Genomic DNA, 26,639 nt, shown 5'->3' on the forward strand with positions numbered 1-26,639 from the left:
CTTCTAGTTAGCAAGATTTCATTCTGGACCCGGGAGGTGTCGATCGGTCCGGCTCGCGCCGAGGCGCTGGAAGCCAGGACCGAGCCGTGCGGATTGGAAGCGTCGGCGGCGGCCCGAGGAGCCGCCGACTCCCCAGGCGAGCGGGCGCCCCGCGACGTGCGACGGGATGAACCCACCCGCGCACCGAGCCTGGTGACGCGCCAGTTCCCCCCTCCTGGCGCCGGAGTCGTGCGCGGCTTCGCCAGCACCCCAGCCGGTGCCGATCGCACCAATCCGCACGGTTGCCCTCCCCCTGCGTTTTCGCAGTTCATCGCCGCTTTCCAAGGACTCCGCACCCTTCACTCAGAGTGATCTATGTCACAAATCACTGTTCAGTTCTTGTGACGATTCTTCCCGGGAGATATCTTTCTGAGAAGAAAACGACAGAGAAGAAAGCCTCTGGTGAGACACTTCCGAGTGAGGGTGTTTCGCGGAGAAGCGCTCCGAGGGCGCTGCCTCTGGGGAAGGAAGACCACTGTGAGGGGGAAGGCGGGCGCCGGTGCCGGCTTGGGGATGCCCGGCACCGGCGCACCGCCGAAGAGACCACTGCGAGGGGGAAGGGGCCCGCGCTGGCGCCGGATCGGGGATGCCCGGCGCCAGCGCGTGCCCACTCGAAAGGCCACTCTGAGGGGGTGGACGCGACGCCGGTGTCGACATGGGGATGTCCGACACCGGCGTCGCGTTGTGCGCCAGCGGTTTTGGGATCCACCGCCGCCGAGCCCGGGGATCAGCCGGCCAGGTAGCGGCGGAACTCCTCGGCCGGGACCGGGCGGGAGAAGTAGTAGCCCTGGTAGGCGTCGACCGACACCGCGCGCAGCAGCTGGTGCTGCGTGGAGGTCTCGACGCCCTCGGCGATGCACATCCGGCCGAGCGTGCGGGCGAGTTCGGTCATGGCGCGGGCGATCCCCAGGTCGTCGGGGTCCGTCCCGACACCGGAGACGAACATCCGGTCCAGCTTGATGATCTGCGTCGGCAGCTCCTTGAGCACCGCCAGCGACGAGTAGCCGGTGCCGAAGTCGTCGACCGCGAACTGCACGCCGTCGGCGACCAGGTCGTTCATCTCCTGCCGCTGCTCCGGTTCGAGCTGCGCGAACACCGTCTCGACCATCTCCAGCACCAAGTCCTCCGGCGCCGCACCGGTTTCGGCGAGCACCGAGCGCACGACGTCGGCGAAACCCGGCTGCTCGGGCCGCAGTCCGGAGAGGTTCACCGCGACCTTCACCGCTCCCCCGCCGTCGATGCGCCGCCAGGTCATCGCCTCGCGCAGGGCGGTGCGCAGCACGCAGGTGTCGAGCTCGGCGAGCATCCCGCCGCGCGAAGCGATCGCGAGCACCACGTCCGGCGTGAGCGGCCCGAGTTCGGGGTGGGTCCAGCGCAGCAGGGCCTCGGCGATGACGACGGTGCCGTCGTTGTCGACCACCGGCTGGTAGTGCAGGTCGATCTCCTCACCCGCGATGGCTTCCCGCAGCTCCTCCTCCAGTGCGAGCTGGTCGTGGTCGTTGCCGCGGAGGGTTTGGCCGCGGACCCGGGCGTCGAGCATCGCCGACTCGGCCGAGCGCAGCAGGCTCACCACGTCCACGTTGCGATCCTCGACGGCCTTGACGCCGATCGACGCGGTGACCTGGACGTGCCTGCGGCGCAGCGGAACGGTCATCCGGAACAGCTCGGCGACGCTCTCGGTGACCGCCTCCAGGTCGGCGTCGCCGTCGAGGTCCCGGCACAGGATGACGAACTCGTCGCCGTAGAAGCGGGCCACCTCGCAGCGCGGCGGAAGACCTGCCAGCAGGCGTTCGGCGACGGCCGAGAGCAATTCGTCGCCGGCCTCGTGGCCGAGGGCGTCGTTGATCCGCTTGAAGTTGTGCAGGTCGCAGAACAGCACCGCGACGCTGCCCGGCTTGTCCGGTGGCAGCAGGTCGGCGAGCCGCTCCTGGAAGCCGCGGCGGTTGAGCAGTCCGGTGAGCTCGTCGTGCGTGGCCTGGTGGCGCAAGGTCATGGCGCGGGCGAGTTGTTCGGTGATGTCGTGGAAGGTGATCAGCCAGCTGCGGCTGCCGTCGTCGCGGATCGACGCGGCGGCCCGCACCTGGCAGGGCACGGGGGTGCCGTCGGAACGGGCCAGCACCCGGTGCGGGACGAGCAGGTCGCCGGTGGACCGGGTGTCGCCGTTGACGAGCCCGCCACCGGTGTCCGTGGGGTCGAGCAGGTCGAGGTCGCGGCGGCCGACGAGGTCGTCGAGTCGGTAGCCGAGCAGGTCGCAGAGCGCGCCGTTGGCGTCGAGGAACCACCCGTCGGCGTCGAGCAGCGCGATCCCGGAGGGCGCGAGCTCGAACAGGTCGGCCAGCCGCCGGCGGGTGCGCTCGACGCGCGCGGAGGCCTCGCTCTCGTTGCGCACGACCTTGATGAACCCGTCGAGCTCGCCGTCCGGGGTGCGCTGCGCGGCGATGACGACGTGCGCCCAGTACCGGCTGCCGTCCTTGCGGACGCGCCAGCCCCGGTCGATGAAGAAGCCGTCCTCGCTCGCCTGCTGAAGCTCCCAGTCCGGGTAGCCCGCGGCGATCTGCTCCGGCGGGTAGAACCGCGAGAAGTGGCTTCCTATGACCTCGTCGGAGGTGTAGCCCTTGAGGCGTTCGGCGCCCTCGTTCCAGCTGGCGACGTGCCCGTCGGCGTCGAGCGCGAAGATCGCGTAGTCCCGCATGTCCTCGGCGGCGAGGATCTTCTCCGCACCTACCTGCACCGCCCAGGGCTCACGCTTGTCGTGGTCCATGTCTGGTCCCGTTCCCTCGGCGTGCCCGCAACGTACGGTCCCGAGACCAGTCCCTGCAACTAGGGAGCAGGTGTCGGGGCGTGCAGTGCGGGGGTTACCCAGCGGTGCAGGAACGCACGCAGATCGGCGCCGTCGCGTCCCGGGAGCGGGTCGTTGGCGAACGACAAGAGCACGCGCAGCAGGAATTCCAGGAGTTCGGTCAGCTCGTCGCCGGAGAAGCCGAGCGCGTCCCAGTCCACGTCGGTGCGGGCGAACGCGAGGCGGCAGGCGTCGAAGGCGCGGACCGAAGTCGCCCCGCGCGAGAACGCATCCGGACGTCCCAGGTCCAGAAACAGCCCCAGGTACGGGTCTTTCGGCACTTGCTCGATGGCGTAGGCCATCGCCTCGACGACGACGTCGGCGGGGTCGCGGCGTCCGGCGAGGTGGCCGACGAGCCGTTCGAGGAAGCTGTTGAGGGCGGCGAAGCCGACCGCGATGAACAGCTCCTCGGTGCTCGGGAAGTAGCGGTAGACGGTCTGCCGGATGACGCCGAGTTCGGAGGCGACGTCGGACAGGCTCGTCTTGCCCGGCCCGTGCCGGTCGATGCACCGCATCGCCGCATCGATGATGCGGGCCTTGGCCTCCTCGCCGTCTCGCGGCGGCGCACCGTTCCACGCCGGTCGTTTCATGACTCGAGTATGGCCGAGCGGACCCGCGACGCTGCCCATTGCCTCCGGACAATCATACATCTACGGTATGTCTGTATGACGCGCTTCGGCAAGCCGGAACGCGATCAACCCCCGCGATCCGCGAGGAGGCAACGGTGCCTGACCCGACGATCCCGGCTGGACTCGACTTCTCCGACCCCGAGCTGTGGGCGCGGCGAACGCCCGTCGAGGAGTTCACCTCGCTGCGCGCCACCGCGCCGGTCTGGTGGAACGCGCAGACCGACGGCATGGACGCGCCCTACGACGACGGCGGCTTCTGGGTGATCAGCAAGCACGCCGACATCCGGGCGATCTCCCGCGACCCGAAGCTGTACTCCTCGGCGGCCAACAACGCGATCATCCGCTTCCCCGGTTACACCACGCCGGAGGCGTTCGAGGCGATCCGCACGATGCTGATCAACATGGATCCGCCGAAGCACACCAAGATCCGCGGCATCATCAACAAGGGGTTCACCCCGCGCGCGGTGGAGAACCTGCGGGCGGCGCTGACCGAGCGCGCCCAGGACATCGTGCGCAACGCCGCAGAGCAGGGCGGCGGCGACTTCGTCGAGCAGGTCGCCTGCGAGCTGCCGCTGCAGGCCATCGCCGAGCTGCTGGGCGTGCCGCAGGAGGACCGCAAGAACCTCTTCGACTGGTCCAACCAGATGCTCAACTTCGACGACCCCGAGTTCGGCGACCCGGTCGCGGCCTCGGCCGAAGTGCTCGGCTACGCGATGACGATGGCCGAGACCAAGCGCGCGTGCCCGATGGACGACATCGTCTCCAAGCTGGTCGCCGCCGACGTCGACGGGCAGTCGCTGTCCTCCGACGAGTTCGGGTTCTTCGTGATCCTGCTGTCGGTCGCGGGCAACGAGACCACCCGCAACGCCACCACGCACGGCATGAAGGCGTTCGTCGACCACCCCGAGCAGTGGGAGATCTACCGGGAGCACCGGCCGGCCACCGCGCCTGACGAGATCGTCCGCTGGGCCACGCCGGTCACCTCGTTCCAGCGCACCGCCACCGCCGACGTCGAGATCGGCGGGCAGCTCATCCGCGAGGGCGAGCGGGTCGCGCTGTTCTACAGCTCGGCGAACTTCGACGAGGACGTCTTCGACGACCCGTTCCGCTTCGACGTGCTCCGAGACCCCAACCCGCACTTGGGTTTCGGCGGCACCGGCGCGCACTACTGCGTGGGCGCGAACCTGGCGCGGCTGCAGCTGGACCTGATCTTCAACGCGATCGCCGACGTGCTGCCGAACCTGCGGCAGGTCTCCGAACCCGAGCGGCTGCGATCCAGCTTCATCAACGGCATCAAGCACTGGCAAGTCAGCTACGAGTGAGGAATCCGCATGGCAATCGTGCAGCCGCAACCGACCGCTGAGGACGGACGGCGCCGGATCCGCCTGGACAGCCCGGTGGACCGCCACCACGTCGGCGACCTGGAGATCAGCACCAAGGCCGAGGTCGACGCGGCGATCGAACGCGCCCGCGCCGCCCAGGCCGAGTGGGCCGCGCGACCGGTCGCCGAACGCGCCCGCGTCCTGCGCAACGTCGTCGACGTGCTCGTGCGGCGGCGCGAGGAGATCGTCGAGCAGGTGCGCGCCGAGACCGGCAAACCCCGGGCCGAGGCGCTGACCATCGAGGTCGTGCCCGCCTGCGACTTCGTCAACTTCTGGTGCAAGCGCGCGCCGAAGGACCTGCGCGACGAGAAGCGCCGGCTGCACGGCTACCTGCTGCCGATGAAGAAGCTGCGCATCAAGTACCAGCCGCTGGGCGTGGTCGGCGTGATCACGCCGTGGAACGCGCCGTTCGTGCTGTCGCTGAACCCCGTGGTGCAGGCGCTGCTGGCGGGGAACTCGGTGGTGCTCAAGCCCTCCGAGGTCACGCCCCGCTCCGGCGAGCTGGCCGTGCAGGTGCTGCACGAGGCCGGCGTTCCGGCCGACGTCGTGCAGTGCGTGCACGGCGACGGCGAGACCGGCGCGGCGCTGGTGGAGGGCGACGTCGACAAGATCTCGTTCACCGGCAGCGTCGGCACCGGCCGCAAGATCGCCTCGTCCTGCGCGTCCTCGCTCAAGCCCTGCACGCTGGAGCTCGGTGGCAAGGACGCGATGATCGTCTGCGCCGACGCCGACCTGGAGCGCGCCGCGTCCGGCGCGGCGTACCTGTCGATGTTCAACTCCGGGCAGGTGTGCCTGAGCGTCGAGCGGATCTACGTGGTGGAGTCGGTCGCCGACGAGTTCATCCGGCTGCTCAAGGAGAAGGTCTCCGCGCTGCGCTACGGCTCCGAGGACGGCGACGTCGGTCCGCTGTTCTTCGACAAGCAGGTGGACGTGGTCAGCGGGCACCTCAAGGACGCCACCAACAAGGGCGCCGAGGTGCTGGTCGGCGGTTCCCGGGTGTCCGGCGACGGCCTGTTCTTCCAGCCCACGGTGGTCGTGAACGCCACCCACGACATGGAGCTGATGACCGAGGAGACCTTCGGCCCGATCGCGACCGTGATGCGGGTGCGCGACGAGGACGAGGCGATCCGGATGGCCAACGACTGCCAGTACGGGCTCGGCGGCAGCGTGTTCACCCGCGACGCCGCCAAGGCCGAGCGCATCGGCGGGCAGCTGACCACGGGTTCGGTCGTGCACAACGACGCCGCGGTCATCTACGGCGTTCCCGAAGCTCCCTTCGGCGGGCGGAAGAACAGCGGGGTCGGGCAGGTCAACGGCCTGGACTCGCTGCGCGGCTTCACCCACGCCCAGCCGATCCTGCTCACGCGCGGCTCCCCGAAGGGCGAGAGCGTCTGGTACCCCTACACCGACAAGACCATCCGCAACCTCGACGGCCTCATCCGCTACGGCTTCGGCAACAAGTTCCTCCGCAAACTCCTGTCCTGAGCGCGTCTTTCCGAACGGATTACGGCCGTATTCGGAGTCCGGATTACGGCCGTAATCGAGGTCCGGATTACGGCCGTATTCCGGGTGCGCACCGGGATTGCGGCCGTATTCCGGGCCACCGGGGGTGAGCCACGTTCGATCGGGCGAACACGGCTGGGTGATGGTTGGGTGTCGGCATGTCCGGAGCTCAGCACCTGGTTCAGGCCGTGGCGACGCTCAAGCAGGTCGTCGCCGGGATCTCGCCGTCGCAGCTGTCGGCGCCGACGCCGTGCGCGGAGTTCGACGTGCGCGGGTTGATCAACCACCTGCTGCACTGGGGCCCGTCGTTCGAGGCCGCCGCGCGGGGCGAGCTGGTCCCGGCGGCGGCCGAGGTCGTCGACCGGACCTCCGGTGACTGGCCGAAAGCGCTGCTGTCGCAGCTGACCCGCATCGCCCACGCCTGGAGCGCCCCGGACGCCTGGACCGGCGAGACGCACATGGGCGGTCCTTCGCGGTACCCGTCGGACCTGGTGGGCGGGCTGATCACGGTCGAGCACACGGTCCACGCCTGGGACCTCACCCGCGCATCGGACACCGAGGCCACCTGGAGCACCGACACCCTCACCCACGTGCTCGCGGTGGTCACCCGCACCGCGCCCCGGGGCCGCGAGATGGGCGCCTACGCCCCCGAGGTCCCGGTCCCGGAGGACTCCCCCGTCCTCGACAAGATCGTCGCCAAGACCGGCCGGAACCCCCATTGGCACCCTTGAAGCCGCTCACCGGCAACGATTCCTCCGCTGCGGGGCCGCTGCGGGTGACCCGTGGACAGTTTTAGCCATAATCACCCATGATCAATGTCCTTTATGTCCGGTCAATTATGGCTAAAACTGTCCGCGGGTGACGAACGCACTCCCCGGGACCACACAATTCCCCGGGGTGTCCGGCTCTGCGGAGCCGGACACCCCGTGGGCAGGGTCACCAGGCCGGGCGGGGGCCCGGGGTGGGTCGGCGGCGGAACCGGCGGGAGGGGACCACGCGGGCGCGGTCGACCGCCAGGGCGAAGACCAGGACGCCCGCCACCAGCCACGCGAGGAGCTGCAGGACGCCGCTGCCCGCGCCGCTGCTGCCGGTGACGATCGCCGAAAGCGCCTGCACCGCACCCTGGGTCGGCAGCAACCCGCTGATGTCACGGAGGAATCCGGGCACCGTCGACACGACCCCGGTCGCGGCGGCCAGCACCAGGACGGCGATCGAGATGATCCGCCCGACGCTGCCGAACACCGCGATCAACGCCTGGTTGACGGCCACGAACGCCAGCGCCGCCAGCAGCGTCACACCGGTGAACGCCGCCCAGCCGCCGAACCCGAGTCCCAGGAACGGCGCGAGAACCGTGCTCACCAGCACCGATCCGATCGCGGCCACGGCCACGCCCGGCAGCACCGAGCCGAGCGCCAGCGACCAGGTCGACTTCCGCGAGGTCGACGCGTCGGCCGGAACCGCGCGGGTCACCGCGTAGACGCCCAGCGCGGCGGTCCAGAACGCGATGGCCACCAGCAGCGCGATCAGCGACTTGCCGAAGCCCGGCAGGCTCGACTCCAGCGAGGCCGGGCTCGCGGCCACCGTCTTGAGGTGCTCCCGCTCGGCGTCGCTGTAGCTGGGCAGCTTGTCGCCCGCGGGAGCCATCTGCTCGGCGAACTGCCGGTTGCCGTCGGCGACCTGACGGCTGCCGTCGGCGAGCGCCTGCACACCCGTGCCGAGCTGCTGCGACGCGCCGTTGAACTGGTTGAGCCCGTCGGCCAGCTGCCGCGCACCACCGGAGAGCTGCTGCGCGCCGCCGTCGAGCTGCTGCCCGCCCTGGGCGAGCTGGCCGATGCCGTTGACGAGCTCACCGGACTTGTCGGCGAGCATCTGGTTGCCGTTGGCGACCTGCTCGGACCCGTAGGCCAGGCCGTTCATGCCGTCGCGCATGTCGCGGGCGGGCTTCTGGATCTGCTCCTTGATCGAGTCCAGCGCCCCCTGCTGCTGGCTGAGCCGGTCGACCTCGGCGCGCAGCCCCTTGCACAGGTCGACGGTCGTGCCCTCCGGCGGGCACTGGGCGAGCAGCTTCTGCAGGCCGTCGAGCGCGGTGGACTCGGTGGGGATCTGGTCGGTGGCGGTGATGATCTGATCGGCCAGCGGCGTGAAGGTGTTGGCCATCTGCCGGTTTCCGGCGGCGACCTGCTTGGCGCCGTCGGCGAGCTGCTGGGTCTGCGCCGGCATCTGCTGGATCTGCTGGTGCAGCTGGTTGAGGCCGCCCGACAGCTGGGACACGCCCCCGGCGAGCTGCTCGGTACCGTCGGCGAGCTGGTTGCCGCCCTGCGCGAGCTGCCCGGTGCCGCCGGTCAGCTGACCGACACCGCCCGCGAGCTGGCCGACGCCGTCGGCGAGCTGCCCGCTGCCGTCGGCGAGCTGGTTGGCTCCGTCGACGGCCGTGCCGAGCTGGTCGTGCATCTGCGTGAAGCCGCCGTAGAACCCGTCGAGCAGCTGCTCCAGGATCTGCTTGTTGAACACGGCCACGCTGTCCCGGGCCGCGGCCGACACGGCGGCGGCGTCGGCGGGAGCCGCGATCGGCGAGGTCTGCACGCTGATGCCCGCGCGGGTCGCGTCGAGCGGCTCACCGGTCATCACCGAGGCGGTGTTGCGGGAGAACTGCTCGGGGATGATCACCGCCGCCGAGTAGCGGCCCTCGCTGAGCCCTTCGTTCGCGTCGTCGGTGTCGGTCATCTCCCACGAGTAGCCGGACTCGGTGTTGTTGACCAGCTTCGCGGCCATCTCGCGGCCCAGCGGCGCCATCTGACCGTTGATGGTGGCGGGTTCGTCGTTGTTGACCACCGCGACCTTGGCGGCGCCGTGCTGCGACATCGGCGCCCAGAACGCCCAGGCCAGCACTCCGACGATGATCACCGGCACCAGGACTAAGCCGGTCCAGGTGCGCCAGCCCACCGAGCCGCCCGCGCGGCGGCTCGCGTTGGTGAACGGGTTCAGCATGTCCCTCAAACCTCCAGGAGGCGGCCGGTGAACGCCGGGGAGGCCGGCCGCGTGGAAAGCCGCATGGTGCTGAGCCGGTGCTCCGGCAGCAGGCCGGAGACCAGGCTCGGGTTCTGGTGGGTGACCACGAAGGCCACCGGCTGACCGTCCGATGTGGACGCGTCGGCCAGCAGTCGGCCGATCTCGCGGCGCTGCTCGGTGTCGGCGACCGCGTCGAGCTCGTCGACGAGCACCAGCCGCACGCCGTCGGCCAGCGCGGAGGCGATCTCGGCGGCGGGCGCCTCGCTGTCGCGGCAGCGCACCAGCGCTGTCTGCGAGCGCACGGCCCGGGCACGCTGCGGCAGCAGCAGCCCCAGCACCCGCACGTCGCCCTGCACGCCGCTGAGCCGTCCGCCGAGCGCGTGCAGCATCGCCGACGACAGCTCGTCGTCATCGCCCTGCACGGCCAGCACGCCGCCGGGCCGCAGCGCGATGCGCACGTCCTCGAAGATCGGCTCGTCGCGGTCGTCGCGGACGCCGAAGCCGCGGGCGCTGACGACCTCGTCGTTGCCCGGCCAGTTGGCCAGCCGCAGCTCGTGCTCGAGGGCCTCGCCCTCGACGTCGAGCGCGGGCAGCTTGCGCGACAGCCACTTCGGCAGCCACCAGGCCCGGTCGCCGAGCAGCGCCATCACCGCGGGCACCAACGTCATGCGCACGACGAAGGCGTCGACGAACACGCCGACGGCGAGTCCGAAGGCGATGGGCTTGATGTTGGAGTCGCCGTGCGGCACGAACGCGGCGAACACCGAGATCATGATGACGGCGGCGGCGACCACGACCGGCGAGACGTTGGTGAAGCCGGCTTCGATGGCGCGCTTGGCGTCGCGGTTGTGCGTGTAGTCCTCGCGCATCCGGGACACGAGGAACACCTCGTAGTCCATCGCGAGGCCGAACAGGATCGCCATCAGCAGCAGCGGCAGGAAGCTGATCACACCGCCGACGTGGGTGATGTTGAGCGCTTCGGCCAGGTGCCCCTGGTTGAACACGAACGCGGTGGCGCCGAAGGTGGCGCCGACCGACAGCAGGTAGCCGAGCGCGGCCTTGACGGGGACCCACACCGAGCGGAACACCATCGCCAGCAGCACCAGCGTGAGTCCGACGACGATGATGCCGAAGGGCAGCAGCGCCTCGGAGAGCTTCTCGGACAGGTCGATGCCGATGGCGGTCATGCCGGTGACGGCGATGCCCGCGCCGTACTCCTGCTCGAAGTGCGGACTCATCTCGCGCAGCTGGTGGACCAGGTCCTCGGTCGACTGCGATTCGCCGCCGCCGGTGGGGATGACCTGGATGATGCCGGTGTCGATGGTCTCGTTCGGGGTGGCCATCGGCACCGCGGCCACGCCGGGCAGCGCGCGGATCTCGTCGGCCATGCCGTTGACCTGGCCCAGCGGGTCCTTGGTGCCGATGACGTCGGTGGTGACGATCAGCGGCGCGTTGTAGCCGGGGCCGAACTGCTCCGCGATGGCGTCGTAGGTGTCGCGCGCCGGGGTTCCCACGGCCTGCGCTCCGGCGTCGGGCACGGACAGCCGCAGGTCGGCGGCGGGCAGCGTGCAGATCCCCAGGGCACCGATGACGAGCACGATGGTCAGCAGCGGCGCCTTGGTGACGGCCCGGACCCAGCGCAGGCTGAACTTCGCGCGCGGGCGGGTGCGGGTGGAACGCTTGGCGCGGGGGCGGTTGGGGCGCAGCCGCTCTCCGGCGAAGCTGAGCAGCGCGGGGATGATCGTCAGCGAGGCGGCGACGCCGATGGCGATCGAGACGCCGGCGAGGATGCCCATGACGGTCAGGAACGGGATGCCGGGCACGGCCAGCGCCAGCAGCGCGATGATCACCGTGGCACCGGCGAAGATGACCGCCGATCCGGCGGTGGCGACCGAGCGCGCGATCGACTCGGAGACGTCGAGCCCCTCGCCGAGCTGCTCCCGGTGCCGGGAGACGATGAAGAGCGAGTAGTCGATGCCGACGGCGAGCCCGAGCATCAGGCCGAGCATCGGCGCGGCCGAGGAGACGGTGACGAACGCCGTCGACAGCAGCACGATGGTCATCGACACGCCGACGCCGACCAGGGCGGTGACCAGCGGCATCACGGCGCCGACCAGCGAGCGCAGCATGAGCAGCAGCACCAGCAGCGCCACGATCACGCCGACGGCCTCGGTGGCGCCCACGGCGGGCATGTTGACGGAGAAGATCGATCCGCCGGCGTGCACCTCGCTGCCCGGCCCGAGCTGGCGCTCCAGGGCGTCGGCCTCGCCGAGGATGTCGTTCTTGACGTTCTCCGGCACCGAGGTGGCGGCGTACCTGAGCTGCACGGTGATCAGGGCGGTGTCGCCGTCGTCGGAGACCTGGTTCTTGACCATGTCCGACAGCGGGTTCATCACCGCCGTGACGCCTTCCTGGCCCTCGACCCGCTTGATGAGGTCGTCGATCGCCTCACGTCCCTGCGGGGAGTCGATGCGCTCGCCGGGCGGCGCGGTGGCCACGAGCTGCGCGCTGGAGCCACTCATCTGGGGGAAAACGTTGTTGAGGTGGTCGAGCGTGTCCTGCGACTCGGAGCCGGGGATCGACATCTCGGTCTCCATGCCCTGCTGGAAGAGCGCAGCGCCCGTTCCCAGCACCGCGAGCAGGGCTAACCACGCGACCAGCACCCAGGCTCGACCGCGGACCACTGCCCGCCCCAGCCGGTAAAGCAACGAAGACAAGGGGAACACTCCCGGTATTTCGATACACGGTGTATGCGATACAGACTGTATATTTCCCGAGATCCACCTAGCTCGTGGCTCCAGGCAACTGTGAGCCGAAACACCGCAGGAGAATGCCCCGCATGACCGACCAACCGCGCCAACGGGAAACACGGCGGCGGGCGCAGACGCGTCGACGCTTGATCGACGCCGCGCGCGAGGTGTTCTCCGAGCACAGCATTCGCGACACGCCGGTCGAGCTGATCTGCGAGACCGCGGGCTTCAGCCGGGGCGCCTTCTACTCGAACTTCGACACCAAGGAGGACCTGTTCCTCGCGGTGTACGAGGAGGAGATGAGCCTGCGCATCCAGAAGACGCGCACGATCGTCAACGACGTGCTCGTCGAGGGCGTCGCCGACCGCGAGTCGCTGCACGAGGCGATCGTCAAGGTCGGCACGGCCTGCGCGGAGTCGCTCATCGCCGACCACAACTGGTACATGCTGGTCACCGAGTTCCGCGCGCACGCCCTGCGCGACCCGCAGCTGCGCAAGCGCGCCGGCGAGTCCCTGGAGCACCTGACGGATTCGATCGCCGAGCTGCTGCACGAGGCCCTGGACCGGCTCAACCTGCGCCTGGTCGTCGACACCCGCGACGCGGTGCGCGCGCTGACCTCGGTCTACGAGGCCCAGCTGGAGCACGCGGCCTTCACCGGTACCAGCGCGACGTCGAAACCGCTGTTCACGCAGATCTTCCCGAGGATGGTGCAGTCGTTCATCGAACCCGGAGATCCGGCCTGACGCATCCTTCCGCTTCACAACTTAAGATGAGCGACGATGCAGGAAGATATGTACTCGGTCGAGCAGGTCGCGGCACTGCTGGGCCTGCACGTGCGCACGGTTCGCAGCTACATCCGCTCCGGCAGGCTCAACGCGGTCCGCATCGGCAAGCAGTACCGGATCGCCAAGTCGGACCTGGAGCAGCTCACCGGACGCCCGACCGAACCCGCCCGCACCGCGGGCGCGGTCGAGGTCTCCAGCATCGTCCAGCTCGACGGGGTCGACCGAGCGGCGGCGGACCGCCTCGGCTCCCTCGTCCTCGCTGGCATGGGCGCACCCCGGGTGCAGACCATCCACGACGAGCACCGGAACCGACTCAAGATCATCATCATCGGTGAGCTCGCGGAGACCTCCGAGCTGCTGCACCTCCTCGATTCGGTCCTCGACAGCGAAAGCGGCCTGTTCACCGCGGAGTAGGCGGTCAGGCGCTCGGCCGGGGCAGGCAGGCGAACAGGATCGCTCCTGGTTTCGGACCGTCCGGGCTCAGCAGGTGCTGCGATTCCACGGTGAACCCCGCTTCGCGGAGCCAGTCGGCGACGCGCGACGGCTGGCGGAGGTACCCGTACACCGGTGCGGGCTGATCGTCGCGGATCCGCTCCTCACGCCCGTCGCCGACGTGGAACCCGGCGGCCAGCACGCCACCCGGCCGCAGCACCCGGTGGAACTCCGCGAGAACACCGGGAACCGCCTCGTCCGGGATGTGGATCAGCGACCACCACGCGATCACCCCGGCCAGGGACTCGTCCGCGATGTCGAGCTCGGTCATCGACCCGACCTCGAACCGCGCCTCGGGGTGCTCGCGACGAGCGATCTCGATCATCGCAGGCGACAGGTCGACGCCGAACGCGTCCACGCCCAGTTCCCGCAGCAGAGCGGTGGTGTGCCCCGGCCCGCACCCCGCGTCGAGGACGGGCCCGCCGCCGACCGACCGCACCAGATCGGCGAACAGCACGACCCCGGCCCGCACGTGGAGCAGCCTGTCGAGCAGGTCGCGGGTCTCGTCGGCGTAGCCGACCGCGATGCTGTCGTAGGAGTCGCGGACCTCGCTCAACCAACCCATCAACGAACCGTAGTCCTTCGACCCTGGTCAATCCAGGCAGAACTCGTTGCCCTCGACGTCGTGCATGACCTGGCAGGACTCGTTGAACCCGTCGGCGACGAGGAGCTCTCCCCTGGTCGCTCCGAGCGCTTCCAGCCGCGAGCACTCGGCCTCCAGCGCGGCGAGCCGCTCCTCCCCCACGAGCCCCGTCCCGACCCGCACGTCGAGGTGCACCCGGTTCTTCACGACCTTGCCCTCAGGCACCTTCTGGAAGAACAACCGCGGCCCCACCCCGTTCGGATCGACGCAGGCGAACGCCTTCCCCTGCATGTCCGGAGGCAACGACCGGTCGAACGCCTCCCAGGAGTCGAACCCCGGCGGCGGAGCCGGCACGACGTACCCCAGCACCTCGCACCAGAACCGAGCCACCCGCTCCGGCTCAGCACAATCAAAAGTCACCTGAACCTGCCTGACAGTCCCCATCCACCCACGGTAGTACCTCCGTACGCAGGGAAGACGAAGTTTTCATGAAAACTGCGCCCGTCCCCAAGGGAGGTGCGTCCGCAGCCGGTTCAGAGAACCCCAGCTCCGATCAAGTACGTCGCCAGGGAAACGACGAGCATGACACCGGTCATCGTGAGCACCACCCACGGCACATGACGCAGCCAATCAGCGGATCCCAGGAGCACGAAGACCAATCCACCGAACCACGGAATCAGCCACACCACGAACATCATCTCGATGAGCTGCTTGTTGGTGACACCTGGACCGGAATCGCTCGGATCGAAACCGATCAGTGACGCCCTCACATAGAGGTACCAGAGCACGGCCCCGAACATCATCGCGAGACCACCGATAGAGATCACCGCTATTCGCAGCACTCTGAACCAGCATGCCCGGTTGCCCTCGGACGACATCATTCGCGAGACCGTATCCACCGAACAGAACTTCTGGATGCGGATTTCTACTCAACATCGCACCCGCCCTACCGAGCACGCCATGGCGATTCGCGTAGTTTCTCCGCTCCACCACTTGCGCTGTCCGGGTGACGGATACCTCGATAAGTAGAAACACTGAGGCGATCTTTCACCGATTCGATACCGTCGCCGATAACGCGTGCGGTACGGGACTTGGGAGGGGTGCATGGACGGCATGCGCGCACAGCCGGAGACGCTGCGCAGCTGGTCCTCGAGCTTGCAGCAAGCCGGTGACGGTCTCACCGCGGCTGCCCAGGGGTCCCCGGAGCCGCCGAACACGGGACGATGCACGGCCATGACATCCGCTGGCCTTGCCCAGCTCTTCGAAGGCATCGCCGCGGTCAACGAGGGCCTCGCAGCAGCAGCCGAAGCCGTGAACCAGGCGAGCGCGACATATCACCACACGGACGAACAAGCTGCCGGAGGGAATTGAGCGTGCTCGACACCTTGATCGTGGCGGTTCCGGCAGAGGCCCGAAGGACAGCCGAATGGCTGCGCGGCGCCGCCGAGCCTCTGGCGCACTCCGGGGACCGCGCACAACAGGTTCGCAGCGACTCCGAGCAGGAATGGCTTGGCGAGGCCGGCGATCTCGCCCGCGAACGACTCGCGGAACTCAGACAACGAGCTGATGACATCACCGAGATGACAGCGAGCTACGTACGGGCACTGGACGGATTCGCCGACGCCATTGACAAAGCACTCGCGCAGATGACTGAGGCCCGGGATATCGCAGAGAGCGCCGGGCTCGCCGTCATCGAATCAGTTATCCAGGACCCGCCAAGTTCCGCAGACCCAGGCAAAGGCGGACCGGGACACAGCCGCGTCCAGGACCAACCAGGCCATGCGGCCGAGGTCGCCGAGCGACAAGCCAAGATCGATGCCTATCGAAGGGCCGAGCAGAAAGTTCTCACCGCTCGTGACATCCAGCGTCGGGCCGAGGAAGAGCTGGAGAAGTTCGTCGACGGCTACTTGGCGAAGTCTTGGGTGACGGTCCCGACCATGATCACCACGTACACGGGTGGTCATCTCAAGGCCAATAAGGAGTGGCGCGCGCTGGCGGCCAAGAACGGCGCTACTGCCGATGTCGCCGAGAAGCTCCTCAAGGACCCGTATCTGACAGCAGAAGCACGCACACGGCTGCTCGGTGTCGTGGCCAAGTACCGCACCGACGCGGAACACCCAGCCATCGGTTCGCGCGATGCAAGCACAGCGGCTGCAATGGCTGAGAAACTTCCGCCCTCACTCAAACGGGCTTTGACGTCCGAGCTTCCCCTCGGCGCGGATGGCTTCCGAGCGGGTTATCCCGGGCTGGCGCTCACTACCTTCTCCGTGGCCGAAGACATCGCGAAGTCAAAGATCCCGGAAAATCGATCGGCACAAACGCTGGAAGCACGGTCGCCGGAGTCATCGCGGGCGGCGCGATCGCCGTCTTCGGTGGCGGGCCAATCGCGGTCACGGTGGGCGGAAGTGTCGTCGGTACGCTCGTATCCACCGGCCTCGGCTATGCGTACGACGGGATCGCGTCAGGCGAAAATCCCTCTTACACAACCGACAACGGCCAGTACCGCACACCACCGATGTCGAGGTAACTGGAGTGGACACCATGCTTCCGCCAAAACCGGACACCGCAGGTGAGCCACGCCCACCGCGGGCCCCCGAACTCGACGTCTGGGGAGGAATCAAGCCCTCCCCTAAGCTCATCAACTCCCGATGGGGCCGACGAGCCATCCCCACCCCGCCGAACGGATGGGGACCCGCACTCGAATGGTGGCGGGCATCCCCAACTCGGCTGTTGTCCACAGCCGGGTGGTACTTCGCATTCGGCGTCGTCGTACTCACGGTCAAAGACTGGGGGTTCGCCTGGATCAACGTCTGGTGGCTGTGGCTTGTCCTGATCGTAGTGCCGACCATCGTTGTCTTGACTATGAACAACGACCGCCCCATCGCCGCCGGGGCGCACTGGCTGTATCACAAGCGCCGGTGGATCAGGACCTACGAGCTGGAGAGCGTGCGGATCACCAGCGGGTTGACGGCCAACGACCTCGCCCTGGGGCAAGACGGCAAGGAACTCCTCATCCGCGTCGACAACCTGCAGGAAAACCCGGCGTTGTGGGACTTGGTCTACAACGGGATTCGCCACTCGGTGGCCAACGGCGCGCAGGTCATCGACGATTCCGGCGCGAAGCAGACCACCCGGAGCGTGCTCAACCTATGACGTACTTCGGCCGCGATCCGTTCAACTCCGACATCGACGCGACCCCCGCGGTATTCGGCCTGGAAAGTGACGCGCAAGAAGAGGACGTTCCGCCGACGACGGTCTACCTTCCGTCCTCCGAGCCCGTTTCACCGAGTGGCGAAGTCAGCCTTCAGCTGTACCGCTCCGAAGATGATGAGCTCGTGCTACCCGCCTTCACCTCACTCGAAGCGCTGGTGCGCACTTTCGGAGAATCCCAACGCTGGGCCAGCACCACCAGCGACCGTATCGAGCAGGTTCGGGTGGCTTCCGGTGCCGTGCACGTCGTCTGGGATCCCGCGCCTGCCGAGGCCTAAAGGCCGAGGAACACCGATGCACGGGCAGGTCAGGGCTGGAGCTCAGTCGTCATCGTCGTCCTGGTCGACTTTCCACCCGAGCTCAGTCGCAATCGGCTCGACAGGGACGCGCACTGGGACAGGCGGACCGACGACAACAGCTTTCTCGTCGTCCCGATTCTGCTTCGCCATCAACACTCCTCAGTTCAGGCCACGCACAGGCCACGCTCGGTCGTCGGTGAGCTCGCACGGTGGACGACCACCCTTGTCCAGCCAAGTGATCAACCCTTCGAGCAACTCCACGACCTCCACTTCCATCTCGTCAGCGCGCGTGAGATGAGGTTCAACGGGCCCCGGCACCATCTCGACGTAGTCGAGGGCGGCTCGCCACTCCCTGACGCACTCGCGGATCCGCAGCCAAGTGCTGTTCGGGTCCTGCACCTGCATCTTCGTTCCTCTCAACTTTGATCCTGCTCGGCAGTGCGCGACGCAGCCGCAACGGATTCCGGAGAAATTCCGGCTTCGGTGAGCAGCACGCGACGGCACTCGCCGCAGGACTGGAAGGTCACCCAGTCCAGCTCCGAGGGCTGAGCCATCGCGACACCGCGACCGCACACGGCGTTCTCGGCTGACTGCCCTTCCCACCGCCGACCGCGGAAGGCGTGCCGGACTCCCCGATCGCCGTCGACGACCGGCAACCAGTAATGCCCGGGGCTAATCACACGGCACCCACAGATCGCTCGGGCGCTCACCAGCGAGCACAGGAGCACCCGGAGACCCGTGGGCCGGAAGTTCCAGCAGCTCAGTGACCACATCCGCAACCGCCCCGCGCCGATACCAGAGGGCGGGTGGCGCATGAGAGTTTTCGATGTCCTCTATGCGAAACCGAGCTGCGGACGCGCTGTCTGCGGACTCCGCGACGAACACATCCAGTGCTCCGCTCCCCACTCGAAACCCCTGCACGGCGGCCAGCTCATCCAGCGCTGGCAGGTACCGAAAGCGAAATCCGGCCAAGACGCTGGCTTCCAGCGCAGCCAAGTGCGGCCACATCCACGGTTCTTCGCCGCGGCACCTCGAACCCATGTCGCCCCCAGACTCTCGATGACATGTCACGGGGGAGTTGTATCAGCACAGGATCCTACTGTGACATGTCATAGCAATATTTCATCCGGAGGGCTACACGACATGTCACGGAGCGTTGTTTCAATGACATGTCGCTCCTCATGGCAGTGCATGAACGGCAACCTGGAAGGCTGATCGACATGCCCACACCCACCGTGCTTCAGCTGCAGCTCGGGAAAGAGCTGAAGAGGCTCCGCGAGAAACGCGGACTGACGCTCGCCGAAGCCGTCGAGGTACTGGGCAACAAGGAGACGAAGCTGAGCCGTCTCGAACGCGGCCAGAGCAGCGTCCGCACCCTCGACATCCAGGTACTTCTCGACCGCTACGAGGCCACCGAAGAAGAGAAAGCCTGGGCTCTGGAAACAGCCCGGCACTGCAACCAACGCGGCCGTTGGTCGGGCTACCGCTCGGTGTACGCCAAACACTTCCGGATGGCCGTCGACCTCGAGGAAGACGCCAGCACCATCAGGCACTACCAAGCCGAACTCATCCCCGGCCTGCTCCAGACCGAGGGCTACATGCGGGCGATGTTCTCCGAAGGAGGCCCACGCGTCTTCGATCAGGCAATCGACAGCGCCATCACCGCTCGCCTCGAACGCCAGAAGGTGATCGAGCGGTCGTCGGCCCCCGAAATCGGCTTCGTGCTGTCGGAATCCTGCGTGCTCCGGCAGGTCGGCGACGAGAAGGTCATGCGCGAACAGCTGCTGCAGCTCGCCACCGTCGCCGAGCTGGCGAACGTGCAGCTGCAAGTCCTCCCGTTCAAGGCCCGCACCTACACGCCGGCCTGCACCTATCCCTTCACGACCTTCCGCATCCAGTCACCAGGCAAGGCAGGCCCGCTGGAGTTCGTCTACCTGGAGGACTTTCACGACGGTCGATACCTCGACGAACAGGACGACGTCGAGACGTACAGTCACCTGTGGGCACGGCTCACCGGAGCAGCACTCGATCCGGTGGCCTCTCGCGAGTACCTGCTCCGCGAAGCGGACAACCACGTGTGACCGATCGTCCCCCAGGAGGGTCAGCATGAACGCCAACGCGTTCACCAACTGGCGCAAGTCCACCTACAGCAGCGGCAACCCCCAACAGTGCATCGAGGTCGGCGAAGCCCCAGGCCTCCGCGGGGTGCGGGATTCCAAGCTGGGCGTGACGAGTCCAGTCCTGGCCTTCAAAGACTCAGCCTGGTCGGAATTCGTCGCGATGACGAAGTCGGGTTCGCTCGACCGGTAGTCCACGATCTCGGCCAGGGGCTCCCACCTGCGACGGCTACGCGTCGAAGAGCGCGAGTTCAGACGGGGGAGCTCTCCTTACATGCCTGCCATAGCCCTAAGGATCTATCACGCATTATGACGAATCCGATCATCGGCCTGTGGTCCATAAACACCACAGAGGCGCCAACTTGACCGCTAACACTAATCCCTATCCTGATCAGGTAGCTTATCCTTCGGGATTTGCGGCCCCGCTGCAATCGCTTCTCCAGGACGGGCAATCGCCCACCAAGACCCATCGATTTTGACCTTTGTCCGGTCGTCATCGGCGGCAACAGCCGCCAGCCTCTCTGATACCCATTCCCCCTTGGCAGGAACCGGCAATCCCAGTATTCTTGCTATATTCACATGCGCTGGAAGATGCCCCAGAACAACTATCCCCTCGGAGCGCAAGGCGATTCGGGCATCACGAGCCCTCTTCGGGGAGTCGTCCTGCTGAGCAACCGTAAGAACCGTATGGCGACCAACAATTTTTCCGGTCACCTCCCGGAATAGCTGGTTCACTCGTTCCTGCCCCGAGGAAGAGGTTAAGATCCTCGCCCGGCGTCGCGCATCCATCTTCAGCAGAACGTTCTCCGGTAGATCGAAATGAATTCCTCCCCATAGCCAAAAAATATCGCCAAAATGGTCTGAGTTAATTTTTCGCTTGTTATCTCTATTATAGGCGCGTTCTGGGTCCCCGGTTCCATCGTGGCGCTTCCACCTCAGCCGCCCATCCGTTACCCGAAGCAGACCAGCAGCCCATTGACGCGACTCTTCGTTCAACCACACCAGCATTGCCGGATGATCGGCACCACCCGACCGATCCCTGTGAGCAGAGCAAAGGTACATCTCCATCGGGATTTCCCAGGCGCCAAATTCTCGCGAAAATTTGCAGTCAAGATCCTGTCCGGAAATTCTCCAATCGAGGTCAACGCCAGAATCGAACTCGAACTCTTTTGTAAGGTTAACCTCGATAGCCGTACCAAGATGCGTCTTTTCCGCCTTGGAAAGGTGCTGGTAACACCACCGCCCAGTACGCTGACCATCCAGTAGCTCATCAAGCGAGTCACGAAGCGTCCAGCGGAACCGCTCGCGTGCGTCTTGCTGTTGGTCAAACCACTCTACAATCGGTCTAAGGTCGGGAGGAACCTCTCCACCGTTTGTACTTATCCCGAACCGGGACGGTCGCACAGTCGACATCGGCTTCTCTGGCGCGGGATGGACCCTAAACCTGTTTCGCTTCGACCGAAGTGCAATCCCACGCGAGTCATTGCCCATCGGAACCTCTGGGGCAGCCACGTCAGGCCAAAGTCCTGGTTGTTCCTCAGTCACCCAATGATCATGACAGAAGCAGGAACCTGCCGTCACCATTTTTCGGCATCTGACCTCTCCGGCAGCCCACCATGCCGGTGTGCGTCTCTGCTAAGTGCACTCCTTGTCGACCCCTCAGAGAGGCGGCCGTGCACTAGCTGATCTTCGCGCGGTGCTTTAGGAAAAGCTCATGGCGTGCGTGGCCTTCTTGACCAGTGAACGCACGGAACTCTCCGAGTTTGTATGCGGTGGACGACTTGCCGTTGCGGACCTCCACATCGAAGTCGCGACTAAGCACGCTGATACGACGCTCCAGTTCTGGAGCATCGAAGTCTCGTCCACTGGCTCGCGCGATCTGAGCCTGCGTCATGAACTCACCACTACTGCGCAGGGCCTTGTAGATGGGGTCATGTTCGACAGGTTGACGCTCATTCGGCTCGCCTTCGTGCTGGAACGCGCGCATGATCGCTGAGCCGACGGCGGCCGCGACCGGCGGCGGGAAGGCGTTGCCGATCTGCCTGTAGGTGGCCGTTTTCCGTCCAGCGAACTTCCAGCTGAAGCCCTTGTCCGGGAGCCAGCCCTGAATCCGCTCGACCATCTCGGTCGTGAGCTTCGGCCCGACCCCGAACTTGTCGCCAGGGCCAGGTGCGTCGTTGGCGATCCCCAATGCGTCAACGCCCATCTCAGCCCAAGCACGCTTTGCCCTGGTCGGGCCGAGGTCAGCGCCACCGTGCTTCTTTGATCCACCCACGATCGTCGGAGCGATCTTGTTCGCGGCCTTGGCCCACTCGTCAGCGCCTTCCCAGCCGTTGGCTGCCATGAGGTCCTTCAGGACCTCGCCGACAGTGCTGGGTTCCTCATCCGTCTCGGGCCATGCGAAGTACGCAGCATCCTCGGGGCGCAGCGCGACCAAGACAAAACGGGGCCTCAACTGGGGCACGCCGAAGTCCGAGGCGTTGAGCAGCTGCCATTCGGCCACATAGCCAAGCTCCGTCAGCCTGTCCAGCACGTGCTGCCGGTACCCAGCGAACCTCGGCATGCTCAGGCCGCGGACGTTCTCCAACAGCAACGCCCTCGGCTTAACCTCGTCAACGAGTTCGATCGCCCACGCGAACAAATCCCGCTCATCCTCGGCTCCGAGCTGCTTGCCCGCGATCGTGAACGGAGGGCAGGGAACTCCCCCGGCCAACAGCGAGACGCCGCTATAGTCGCTCGGGTTCCAGAGGTCCCGATCTGCGACGTCACCTTGCTTGACGTCCCACTTCTCCCGGTTCAGGCGGAGCGTGTCGCACGCGTTGCTGTCGAGCTCGATCGCGAGCTCGTGCTCGAAGCCGGCCTTCTCCAGACCGAGAGCCTGACCGCCCGCACCTGCGCAAATCTCAACGACGCCGTAGTCCGACATCAGTTCCCCTCCTCGCAGCTAGGCACGGTGCGTCAGGCTTGCTCCTGGCGGGCGTTATCTTGCCTTGTACGCGCGAGCTAGCCTTCACCGCCTGACAGTTGGTGTGATCGTGTCTGAACGAGACCTCAGCGACGCCCGTGAGCGAGCCCACGCTGCGGGCATCTATCCCGCTCCGCTGAACGCCGGTCGTTCCCGGAACATGCGCGCCAACCGCCGAGCTGACACGAAGCCCGAGGTCAGGCTCCGGAAGGCGCTGCACAAGCTTGGCTACCGCTACCGAAAAGATCTTCTTCTCCGGCTCGACGGCGGCGTGCGCGTCAAGCCGGACATCGTGTTCACGGCACGCAAGGTCGCAGTGTTCGTCGACGGATGCTTCTGGCACGTGTGCCCTGAGCACGGCCGTCAGCCGACGACGAACGAGTGGTACTGGACGCCGAAGCTTCGGCGCAACATGGAGCGCGATCGAATCGTCGGCGAAGCCCTGCGCAGCGCAGGATGGCACGTCGTCCGCATCTGGGAGCACGAGCTCCTCGACGACGCGGTGGCGCGTGTCGAAACCACCCTCCGCTAGCTGCATGAACATGCGTTCGATGTTAGCTCGCGACTCCGACTGTCAGCTGCAAAATCGGTGCCCGTGTGTCCGATCCAGATCACTTTCACCCAGCTCAGGGATCGATCTTCCTTGGACACAGCCGCTGAGTGCGTACGGTGACCGGGCCATTCCGACCTAGTGCGCCTGAATCACAGGCGCGGTCTTCCTCGCAAGCAGTTGCCGGATGTAGTCGTAGAAGCCAGCGGAGTTGACGGTATCGACAACTGTCGCATTCGGCTGCAAGTTGTGGACACCCCAAGACATCGCGGCGTACCCACGCGTGAGCTCTCCTTGGGTCTCGATGTCCACGTGGTACTGGCCGACGCGGGTGATCAGCTCCGGGTGAAGCAGCACCGCTGCTGTTAGGGAGTCGGGGTGGGTGGTGCCGTTGATGCCGACGCTTCGGTCGAAGTCGAGGGTTGTGGCGCAGACGCGGGTGAAGAAGCGGGAGAGCGGGGTGTCCAGGGCCGCGATCTCGTCGAGTTGGTTCGGGTCGAAGACTGCGTGCTCCAACGTGAGTGGAGCCCACGGGATGACCGTGATGTTGAACCCTGCTGCGAAGACCGCCTTGGCGGCCTCTGGGTCGACGTAGAAGTTGAACTCGGCTGCGGCTGTGATGTTTCCGCGGGCGTTGTTGCTGCCGCCCATCACGTAGAGGGCTTTGACGTTGTCGACGAACGTCGGGTCCTTCACCGTTGCTGTGGCGATGTTGGTCAGCGGGCCGATGCAGACGATCGTGAGTTCCCCCGGCGACTCCGCCGCCAGGCGGATCAACGCGTCCACCGCGTGTTCCGGGTCGGGGTTGCAGCCGGTCATGTCCATGGTCAGGCCGCCGACTCCGTCGCCGTGGACGTTCTCGGCGCTCTCCCACGGGCGGACCAGGGGGCGCCGGCAGCCGAGGTGCACCGGGACGGAACCCAGGCGACCTGCGACGTTCAACGTCAGGAAGGCGTTGCGGATCTGCTGGTCGAAACCGACGTTGCCGGCGACCATCGTGATCGCGCGCAAGTCGGCCCGGAGGTCGAGGAGTCCGACGAGCAGGGCGATGCAGTCGTCCTGAGCCGTGTCGGTGTCGATCACCATCGGGATGGTCACGAAAGTTCCTCCTCGGGCGGATGTCGGTGGCAGCGGCAATACTCGCCCGCGTTCCACCCGCGCACCAGGGAGGCGACATGGACACGCGGATCTCGACGTTCCTGATGTTCCAGAACGGCAAGGCCGAGGAGGCGATGAACTTCTACGTCAGCCTGTTCGACGACTCCGAAGTGATCGCGATCCACCGCTACGGACCCGGTGAGCAGGGCGCCGAAGGTTCCGTGCAGCACGCCACGTTCACCTTGTGCGGGCGGCAGCACATGTGCATCGATTCGCCCGTGTCGCACGCCTTCGACTTCACGCCGTCGGTGTCGCTGTACGTCGACTGCGTGGACGAGGCGCAGCAGGACCGTCTCCACCAGGCGCTTTCCTCGGACGGGGCGGTGATGATGCCGCCGGACGACTACGGGTTCTCCCGCAAGTTCAGCTGGGTCGAGGACCGCTACGGGGTGTCCTGGCAGCTCAACCTCCCGCACAGCTGAAAGATCTTGCAGCGCTAAGGTCTGCGCATGACGACCGTCAGCGATCGCGCAGCCGAAACGCTCACCGTGCTTCGACCGGACGTCCGGGAAGCCGCCGAGAACGCCGATGCCGCAGTGCTCCGGCCCGAAGACCAGTCCCAGCTGGACCAGGCCGATCGGGCTCGGATCGCGCTGCGCGTCGCACTGGTCAACGAATCCCCCTCCTACGCCGACGCCGTGGCCGCCGGGCTCGACGACGCCGAGGTCGTGCGCGACGTCGAGCGCTGGGGTGAGCTGCCGGAGGCCACGCAGGCGCTGCTGGCGCACTGCGAGCAGGTCGCCCTCGACCCCGCCGACGCCGGTGCCGATGAGGTCGCCGAGCTGCTGCAGCACTTCAGCCCCGCGCAGGTCGTCACCGCCACCCAGGTCGCCGCCTACGCGAGCTTCCGGGTGCGGCTGGAGAGCGGGCTGGAGCTCGTCGCGGGCGCGGGCGACGGTCCCGCCTCGCAGCGGGGCATCACCATCGAGGCCGGGGCGGCCGCCGACGGGTTCGCGCTGTCGACGCCCGACCAGGCGTTCCCGTCGATGCGGTGGGTGTCGCGGGTCGTGCCCGGGGGCGAGTTCGTGGAGACCCTCAAGCTCGACCCCGGCGTGCTGTCGGCGCAGACGCTGCTGCGCGAGGCGATCATGACCGGCCGCGGAGCGCTGGACCGGGCCGATCGGGAGCTGGCGGCGCTGGCGACCTCGCTGATCAACGGCTGCGGCTACTGCACCTCCGTGCACGGCAAGCGGCAGGTGGAGCTCTCCGGCGACCCGCTGACCGCCGTGGTGCTGGCCGAGGCCGGGCCGGCCGCGATCGCCGACGAGCGGCTGCGGGCCGTCGTCGACGTCGCCGGGGCCCTGGCCCACACGCCGTCCTCGCTGCGGCCCGCCGACGTGCGGCGGCTGCACTCGGCCGGGCTCGGGGCCGACGACGTGCACGACCTGGTGGCCGTGGCCTCCATGTTCGCCTGGGACAACCGGCTGATCATGACCTTGGGCAACGCCGTGCGCTCCTAGATCCTCCTGCGGAGCCGCCCCGTTCAGGTGACAGTGGGGTTGACCTGAGGCGTGTCGCGACGGGCCCGTCGGGGTACTCGTTGCGCCCGGAATCCGAGGGAGGCTCCCGATGGTTCAACTGACGACCGAACCGATGACGGTCAAGACCCCTGCCGGAATGCTCGAAGGGGACCTCGTGATGCCACCGCCCGCCCGGGCGGTGGTTCTGTTCGCGCACGGTTCCGGCAGCTCACGGCGCAGCCCGCGGAACCGGGCCGTCGCCGAGCAGCTGCAGAACGCCGGCTTCGGCACCCTGCTGCTGGACATGCTCACCTCCGACGAGGCCGCCACCGACCAGCGCACGCACGAGTTCCGCTTCGACATCGAGCTGCTCACCGAGCGGCTCACCCCCGCCATCGACGCGCTCGACTCCTGGCGCGCCACCCGCGGCATGCCCGTGGGCCTGTTCGGCGCCAGCACGGGGGCGGCAGCGGCGTTGAAGGCCGCCGCGCGCAGGCCCGAGCGGGTCGCGGCGGTGGTGTCGCGGGGTGGTCGTCCCGATCTCGGCGGCGACGGGCTCGCCGAGGTGCAGGCGCCGACGCTGCTGATCGTGGGCGGCGACGACCGCGAGGTCCTCAACCTCAACCGTCAGGCCGCCGAACTGCTCACCTCGCTGCCGCTGACCGACGTCAAGATCGAGATCGTGCCGCACGCAGGCCACCTCTTCGAGGAACCCGGCGCGCTGGACAAGGTCGCCGACATGGCGGGCCGCTGGTTCTGCCAGTACCTCGGCGCGGGCCACGACAAACCCACCGGCCCCGACGGAGGCCACTTCAAGCCCCCAGAACCCCGCCGCAGGCCACCGACGACGTAGTCGCAGGCCACCGATG

26 protein-coding genes are annotated in these 26,639 nt (G+C 67.2%); 15 read left to right on the forward strand and 11 right to left on the reverse strand.

Going from position 1 to position 26,639, the window contains the following annotated elements:
• Window positions 1-766: 766 nt before the first annotated feature.
• Together QFW96_RS23245 and QFW96_RS23250 are read right to left on the reverse strand one after the other, a co-directional pair.
• A complete protein-coding gene (locus QFW96_RS23245; RefSeq protein ID WP_281457836.1) occupies window positions 767-2,800 on the reverse strand; it encodes a putative bifunctional diguanylate cyclase/phosphodiesterase in 2,034 nt (677 codons plus the stop codon).
• A gap of 59 nt (window positions 2,801-2,859) precedes the next feature.
• Entirely contained in the window at window positions 2,860-3,468 is a 609-nt protein-coding gene (locus QFW96_RS23250; RefSeq protein ID WP_281457837.1) for a TetR/AcrR family transcriptional regulator, read from the reverse strand.
• Between the two features lie 134 nt (window positions 3,469-3,602).
• Here QFW96_RS23250 and QFW96_RS23255 point away from each other — a divergent pair, with 134 nt between their 5' ends.
• The 3 genes from QFW96_RS23255 (at window position 3,603) to QFW96_RS23265 (ending at window position 7,123) form a co-directional block, all read left to right on the forward strand.
• Window positions 3,603-4,829, forward strand: coding sequence for a cytochrome P450 (locus QFW96_RS23255; protein ID WP_281457838.1), 1,227 nt, complete (start codon window positions 3,603-3,605; stop codon window positions 4,827-4,829).
• Between the two features lie 9 nt (window positions 4,830-4,838).
• Window positions 4,839-6,374 carry an aldehyde dehydrogenase family protein gene (locus tag QFW96_RS23260; protein ID WP_281457839.1) on the forward strand — a complete coding sequence of 512 codons (1,536 nt, stop codon included), beginning with the start codon at window positions 4,839-4,841 and terminating at the stop codon, window positions 6,372-6,374.
• 176 nt (window positions 6,375-6,550) lie between these two features.
• Window positions 6,551-7,123: a TIGR03086 family metal-binding protein gene (locus QFW96_RS23265; RefSeq protein WP_281457840.1), complete on the forward strand. Its 573-nt coding sequence runs from the start codon at window positions 6,551-6,553 to the stop codon at window positions 7,121-7,123.
• A 205-nt stretch (window positions 7,124-7,328) separates the two neighbouring features.
• Here the strand turns inward: QFW96_RS23265 and QFW96_RS23270 are convergent, their stop codons facing one another.
• Window positions 7,329-9,380, reverse strand: a complete 2,052-nt coding sequence (locus tag QFW96_RS23270; RefSeq protein ID WP_281457841.1) for an ABC transporter permease — start codon at window positions 9,378-9,380, stop codon at window positions 7,329-7,331.
• 5 nt (window positions 9,381-9,385) lie between these two features.
• Window positions 9,386-12,118, reverse strand: a complete 2,733-nt coding sequence (locus tag QFW96_RS23275) for an MMPL family transporter (protein WP_281457842.1) — start codon at window positions 12,116-12,118, stop codon at window positions 9,386-9,388.
• A gap of 122 nt (window positions 12,119-12,240) precedes the next feature.
• Between QFW96_RS23275 and QFW96_RS23280 the strand changes: the two genes are divergently transcribed.
• Entirely contained in the window at window positions 12,241-12,894 is a 654-nt protein-coding gene (locus tag QFW96_RS23280; protein ID WP_281457843.1) for a TetR/AcrR family transcriptional regulator, read from the forward strand.
• A 36-nt stretch (window positions 12,895-12,930) separates the two neighbouring features.
• Window positions 12,931-13,350 carry a helix-turn-helix domain-containing protein gene (locus tag QFW96_RS23285; protein WP_281457844.1) on the forward strand — a complete coding sequence of 140 codons (420 nt, stop codon included), beginning with the start codon at window positions 12,931-12,933 and terminating at the stop codon, window positions 13,348-13,350.
• A 4-nt stretch (window positions 13,351-13,354) separates the two neighbouring features.
• On the opposite strand, the gene QFW96_RS23290 is transcribed toward QFW96_RS23285, so the two are convergent.
• The 3 genes from QFW96_RS23290 to QFW96_RS23300 form a co-directional block, all read right to left on the reverse strand.
• Window positions 13,355-13,993 (reverse strand): class I SAM-dependent DNA methyltransferase, encoded by a 639-nt coding sequence (locus tag QFW96_RS23290; RefSeq protein ID WP_281457845.1) that lies wholly within the window; start codon window positions 13,991-13,993, stop codon window positions 13,355-13,357.
• Between the two features lie 27 nt (window positions 13,994-14,020).
• Window positions 14,021-14,455 (reverse strand): VOC family protein, encoded by a 435-nt coding sequence (locus QFW96_RS23295; RefSeq protein WP_281457846.1) that lies wholly within the window; start codon window positions 14,453-14,455, stop codon window positions 14,021-14,023.
• A gap of 89 nt (window positions 14,456-14,544) precedes the next feature.
• Window positions 14,545-14,892 carry a hypothetical protein gene (locus tag QFW96_RS23300; RefSeq protein WP_281457847.1) on the reverse strand — a complete coding sequence of 116 codons (348 nt, stop codon included), beginning with the start codon at window positions 14,890-14,892 and terminating at the stop codon, window positions 14,545-14,547.
• A gap of 223 nt (window positions 14,893-15,115) precedes the next feature.
• Between QFW96_RS23300 and QFW96_RS23305 the strand changes: the two genes are divergently transcribed.
• The 4 genes from QFW96_RS23305 (at window position 15,116) to QFW96_RS23320 (ending at window position 17,499) form a co-directional block, all read left to right on the forward strand.
• Window positions 15,116-15,382: a hypothetical protein gene (locus QFW96_RS23305; RefSeq protein WP_281457848.1), complete on the forward strand. Its 267-nt coding sequence runs from the start codon at window positions 15,116-15,118 to the stop codon at window positions 15,380-15,382.
• Window positions 15,383-15,384: 2 nt separating this feature from the next.
• Window positions 15,385-16,584 carry a hypothetical protein gene (locus tag QFW96_RS23310; protein ID WP_281457849.1) on the forward strand — a complete coding sequence of 400 codons (1,200 nt, stop codon included), beginning with the start codon at window positions 15,385-15,387 and terminating at the stop codon, window positions 16,582-16,584.
• A gap of 157 nt (window positions 16,585-16,741) precedes the next feature.
• Window positions 16,742-17,164, forward strand: coding sequence for a hypothetical protein (locus QFW96_RS23315; RefSeq protein WP_281457850.1), 423 nt, complete (start codon window positions 16,742-16,744; stop codon window positions 17,162-17,164).
• Window positions 17,161-17,499, forward strand: coding sequence for an SAV_915 family protein (locus QFW96_RS23320; protein ID WP_281457851.1), 339 nt, complete (start codon window positions 17,161-17,163; stop codon window positions 17,497-17,499). The genes QFW96_RS23315 and QFW96_RS23320 overlap by 4 nt, the downstream gene beginning before the upstream one ends.
• Window positions 17,500-17,679: 180 nt before the next feature.
• Here the strand turns inward: QFW96_RS23320 and QFW96_RS23325 are convergent, their stop codons facing one another.
• Complete coding sequence (locus tag QFW96_RS23325; protein ID WP_281457852.1) at window positions 17,680-17,925, reverse strand: hypothetical protein; 246 nt, start codon at window positions 17,923-17,925, stop codon at window positions 17,680-17,682.
• Between the two features lie 764 nt (window positions 17,926-18,689).
• Between QFW96_RS23325 and QFW96_RS23330 the strand changes: the two genes are divergently transcribed.
• On the forward strand, window positions 18,690-19,601 hold the full coding sequence (locus tag QFW96_RS23330; RefSeq protein WP_281457853.1) for a helix-turn-helix domain-containing protein: 912 nt from the start codon (window positions 18,690-18,692) through the stop codon (window positions 19,599-19,601).
• Window positions 19,602-19,626: 25 nt separating this feature from the next.
• Window positions 19,627-19,830 carry a DUF397 domain-containing protein gene (locus tag QFW96_RS23335; RefSeq protein ID WP_281457854.1) on the forward strand — a complete coding sequence of 68 codons (204 nt, stop codon included), beginning with the start codon at window positions 19,627-19,629 and terminating at the stop codon, window positions 19,828-19,830.
• Between the two features lie 182 nt (window positions 19,831-20,012).
• On the opposite strand, the gene QFW96_RS23340 is transcribed toward QFW96_RS23335, so the two are convergent.
• Entirely contained in the window at window positions 20,013-21,050 is a 1,038-nt protein-coding gene (locus QFW96_RS23340) for a NaeI family type II restriction endonuclease (protein ID WP_281457855.1), read from the reverse strand.
• Between the two features lie 265 nt (window positions 21,051-21,315).
• Window positions 21,316-22,563, reverse strand: a complete 1,248-nt coding sequence (locus tag QFW96_RS23345; RefSeq protein WP_281457856.1) for a DNA cytosine methyltransferase — start codon at window positions 22,561-22,563, stop codon at window positions 21,316-21,318.
• 109 nt (window positions 22,564-22,672) lie between these two features.
• Between QFW96_RS23345 and QFW96_RS23350 the strand changes: the two genes are divergently transcribed.
• Entirely contained in the window at window positions 22,673-23,134 is a 462-nt protein-coding gene (locus QFW96_RS23350; protein WP_281457857.1) for a very short patch repair endonuclease, read from the forward strand.
• A gap of 156 nt (window positions 23,135-23,290) precedes the next feature.
• Here the strand turns inward: QFW96_RS23350 and QFW96_RS23355 are convergent, their stop codons facing one another.
• Window positions 23,291-24,307 carry a nucleoside hydrolase gene (locus QFW96_RS23355; RefSeq protein ID WP_281457858.1) on the reverse strand — a complete coding sequence of 339 codons (1,017 nt, stop codon included), beginning with the start codon at window positions 24,305-24,307 and terminating at the stop codon, window positions 23,291-23,293.
• A gap of 20 nt (window positions 24,308-24,327) precedes the next feature.
• Between QFW96_RS23355 and QFW96_RS23360 the strand changes: the two genes are divergently transcribed.
• The 3 genes from QFW96_RS23360 to QFW96_RS23370 all read left to right on the forward strand — a co-directional run bounded on the left by QFW96_RS23360 (window position 24,328) and on the right by QFW96_RS23370 (window position 26,623).
• Window positions 24,328-24,732 carry a VOC family protein gene (locus QFW96_RS23360; protein ID WP_281457859.1) on the forward strand — a complete coding sequence of 135 codons (405 nt, stop codon included), beginning with the start codon at window positions 24,328-24,330 and terminating at the stop codon, window positions 24,730-24,732.
• A gap of 27 nt (window positions 24,733-24,759) precedes the next feature.
• A complete protein-coding gene (locus QFW96_RS23365; RefSeq protein ID WP_281457860.1) occupies window positions 24,760-25,770 on the forward strand; it encodes a peroxidase-related enzyme in 1,011 nt (336 codons plus the stop codon).
• A 109-nt stretch (window positions 25,771-25,879) separates the two neighbouring features.
• Window positions 25,880-26,623, forward strand: a complete 744-nt coding sequence (locus QFW96_RS23370) for a dienelactone hydrolase family protein (protein ID WP_281457861.1) — start codon at window positions 25,880-25,882, stop codon at window positions 26,621-26,623.
• Window positions 26,624-26,639: the final 16 nt, after the last annotated feature.

It is taken from the genome of Saccharopolyspora ipomoeae, from assembly GCF_029952525.1.
Taxonomy (GTDB): domain Bacteria; phylum Actinomycetota; class Actinomycetes; order Mycobacteriales; family Pseudonocardiaceae; genus Saccharopolyspora; species Saccharopolyspora ipomoeae.

What these genes read in the sequence shown, in the direction of transcription:
- QFW96_RS23245 (WP_281457836.1), bottom strand. Translation starts at nt 2,800, where the DNA reads ATGGACCACGACAAGCGTGAGCCCTGGGCGGTGCAGGTAGGTGCGGAG.
- QFW96_RS23250 (WP_281457837.1), bottom strand. Translation starts at nt 3,468, where the DNA reads ATGAAACGACCGGCGTGGAACGGTGCGCCGCCGCGAGACGGCGAGGAG.
- QFW96_RS23260 (WP_281457839.1), top strand. Translation starts at nt 4,839, where the DNA reads ATGGCAATCGTGCAGCCGCAACCGACCGCTGAGGACGGACGGCGCCGG.
- QFW96_RS23265 (WP_281457840.1), top strand. Translation starts at nt 6,551, where the DNA reads ATGTCCGGAGCTCAGCACCTGGTTCAGGCCGTGGCGACGCTCAAGCAG.
- QFW96_RS23270 (WP_281457841.1), bottom strand. Translation starts at nt 9,380, where the DNA reads ATGCTGAACCCGTTCACCAACGCGAGCCGCCGCGCGGGCGGCTCGGTG.
- QFW96_RS23280 (WP_281457843.1), top strand. Translation starts at nt 12,241, where the DNA reads ATGACCGACCAACCGCGCCAACGGGAAACACGGCGGCGGGCGCAGACG.
- QFW96_RS23285 (WP_281457844.1), top strand. Translation starts at nt 12,931, where the DNA reads ATGCAGGAAGATATGTACTCGGTCGAGCAGGTCGCGGCACTGCTGGGC.
- QFW96_RS23290 (WP_281457845.1), bottom strand. Translation starts at nt 13,993, where the DNA reads ATGGGTTGGTTGAGCGAGGTCCGCGACTCCTACGACAGCATCGCGGTC.
- QFW96_RS23295 (WP_281457846.1), bottom strand. Translation starts at nt 14,455, where the DNA reads ATGGGGACTGTCAGGCAGGTTCAGGTGACTTTTGATTGTGCTGAGCCG.
- QFW96_RS23300 (WP_281457847.1), bottom strand. Translation starts at nt 14,892, where the DNA reads ATGATGTCGTCCGAGGGCAACCGGGCATGCTGGTTCAGAGTGCTGCGA.
- QFW96_RS23305 (WP_281457848.1), top strand. Translation starts at nt 15,116, where the DNA reads ATGGACGGCATGCGCGCACAGCCGGAGACGCTGCGCAGCTGGTCCTCG.
- QFW96_RS23320 (WP_281457851.1), top strand. Translation starts at nt 17,161, where the DNA reads ATGACGTACTTCGGCCGCGATCCGTTCAACTCCGACATCGACGCGACC.
- QFW96_RS23325 (WP_281457852.1), bottom strand. Translation starts at nt 17,925, where the DNA reads ATGCAGGTGCAGGACCCGAACAGCACTTGGCTGCGGATCCGCGAGTGC.
- QFW96_RS23330 (WP_281457853.1), top strand. Translation starts at nt 18,690, where the DNA reads ATGTCGCTCCTCATGGCAGTGCATGAACGGCAACCTGGAAGGCTGATC.
- QFW96_RS23335 (WP_281457854.1), top strand. Translation starts at nt 19,627, where the DNA reads ATGAACGCCAACGCGTTCACCAACTGGCGCAAGTCCACCTACAGCAGC.
- QFW96_RS23340 (WP_281457855.1), bottom strand. Translation starts at nt 21,050, where the DNA reads ATGTCGACTGTGCGACCGTCCCGGTTCGGGATAAGTACAAACGGTGGA.
- QFW96_RS23345 (WP_281457856.1), bottom strand. Translation starts at nt 22,563, where the DNA reads ATGTCGGACTACGGCGTCGTTGAGATTTGCGCAGGTGCGGGCGGTCAG.
- QFW96_RS23360 (WP_281457859.1), top strand. Translation starts at nt 24,328, where the DNA reads ATGGACACGCGGATCTCGACGTTCCTGATGTTCCAGAACGGCAAGGCC.
- QFW96_RS23365 (WP_281457860.1), top strand. Translation starts at nt 24,760, where the DNA reads ATGACGACCGTCAGCGATCGCGCAGCCGAAACGCTCACCGTGCTTCGA.
- QFW96_RS23370 (WP_281457861.1), top strand. Translation starts at nt 25,880, where the DNA reads ATGGTTCAACTGACGACCGAACCGATGACGGTCAAGACCCCTGCCGGA.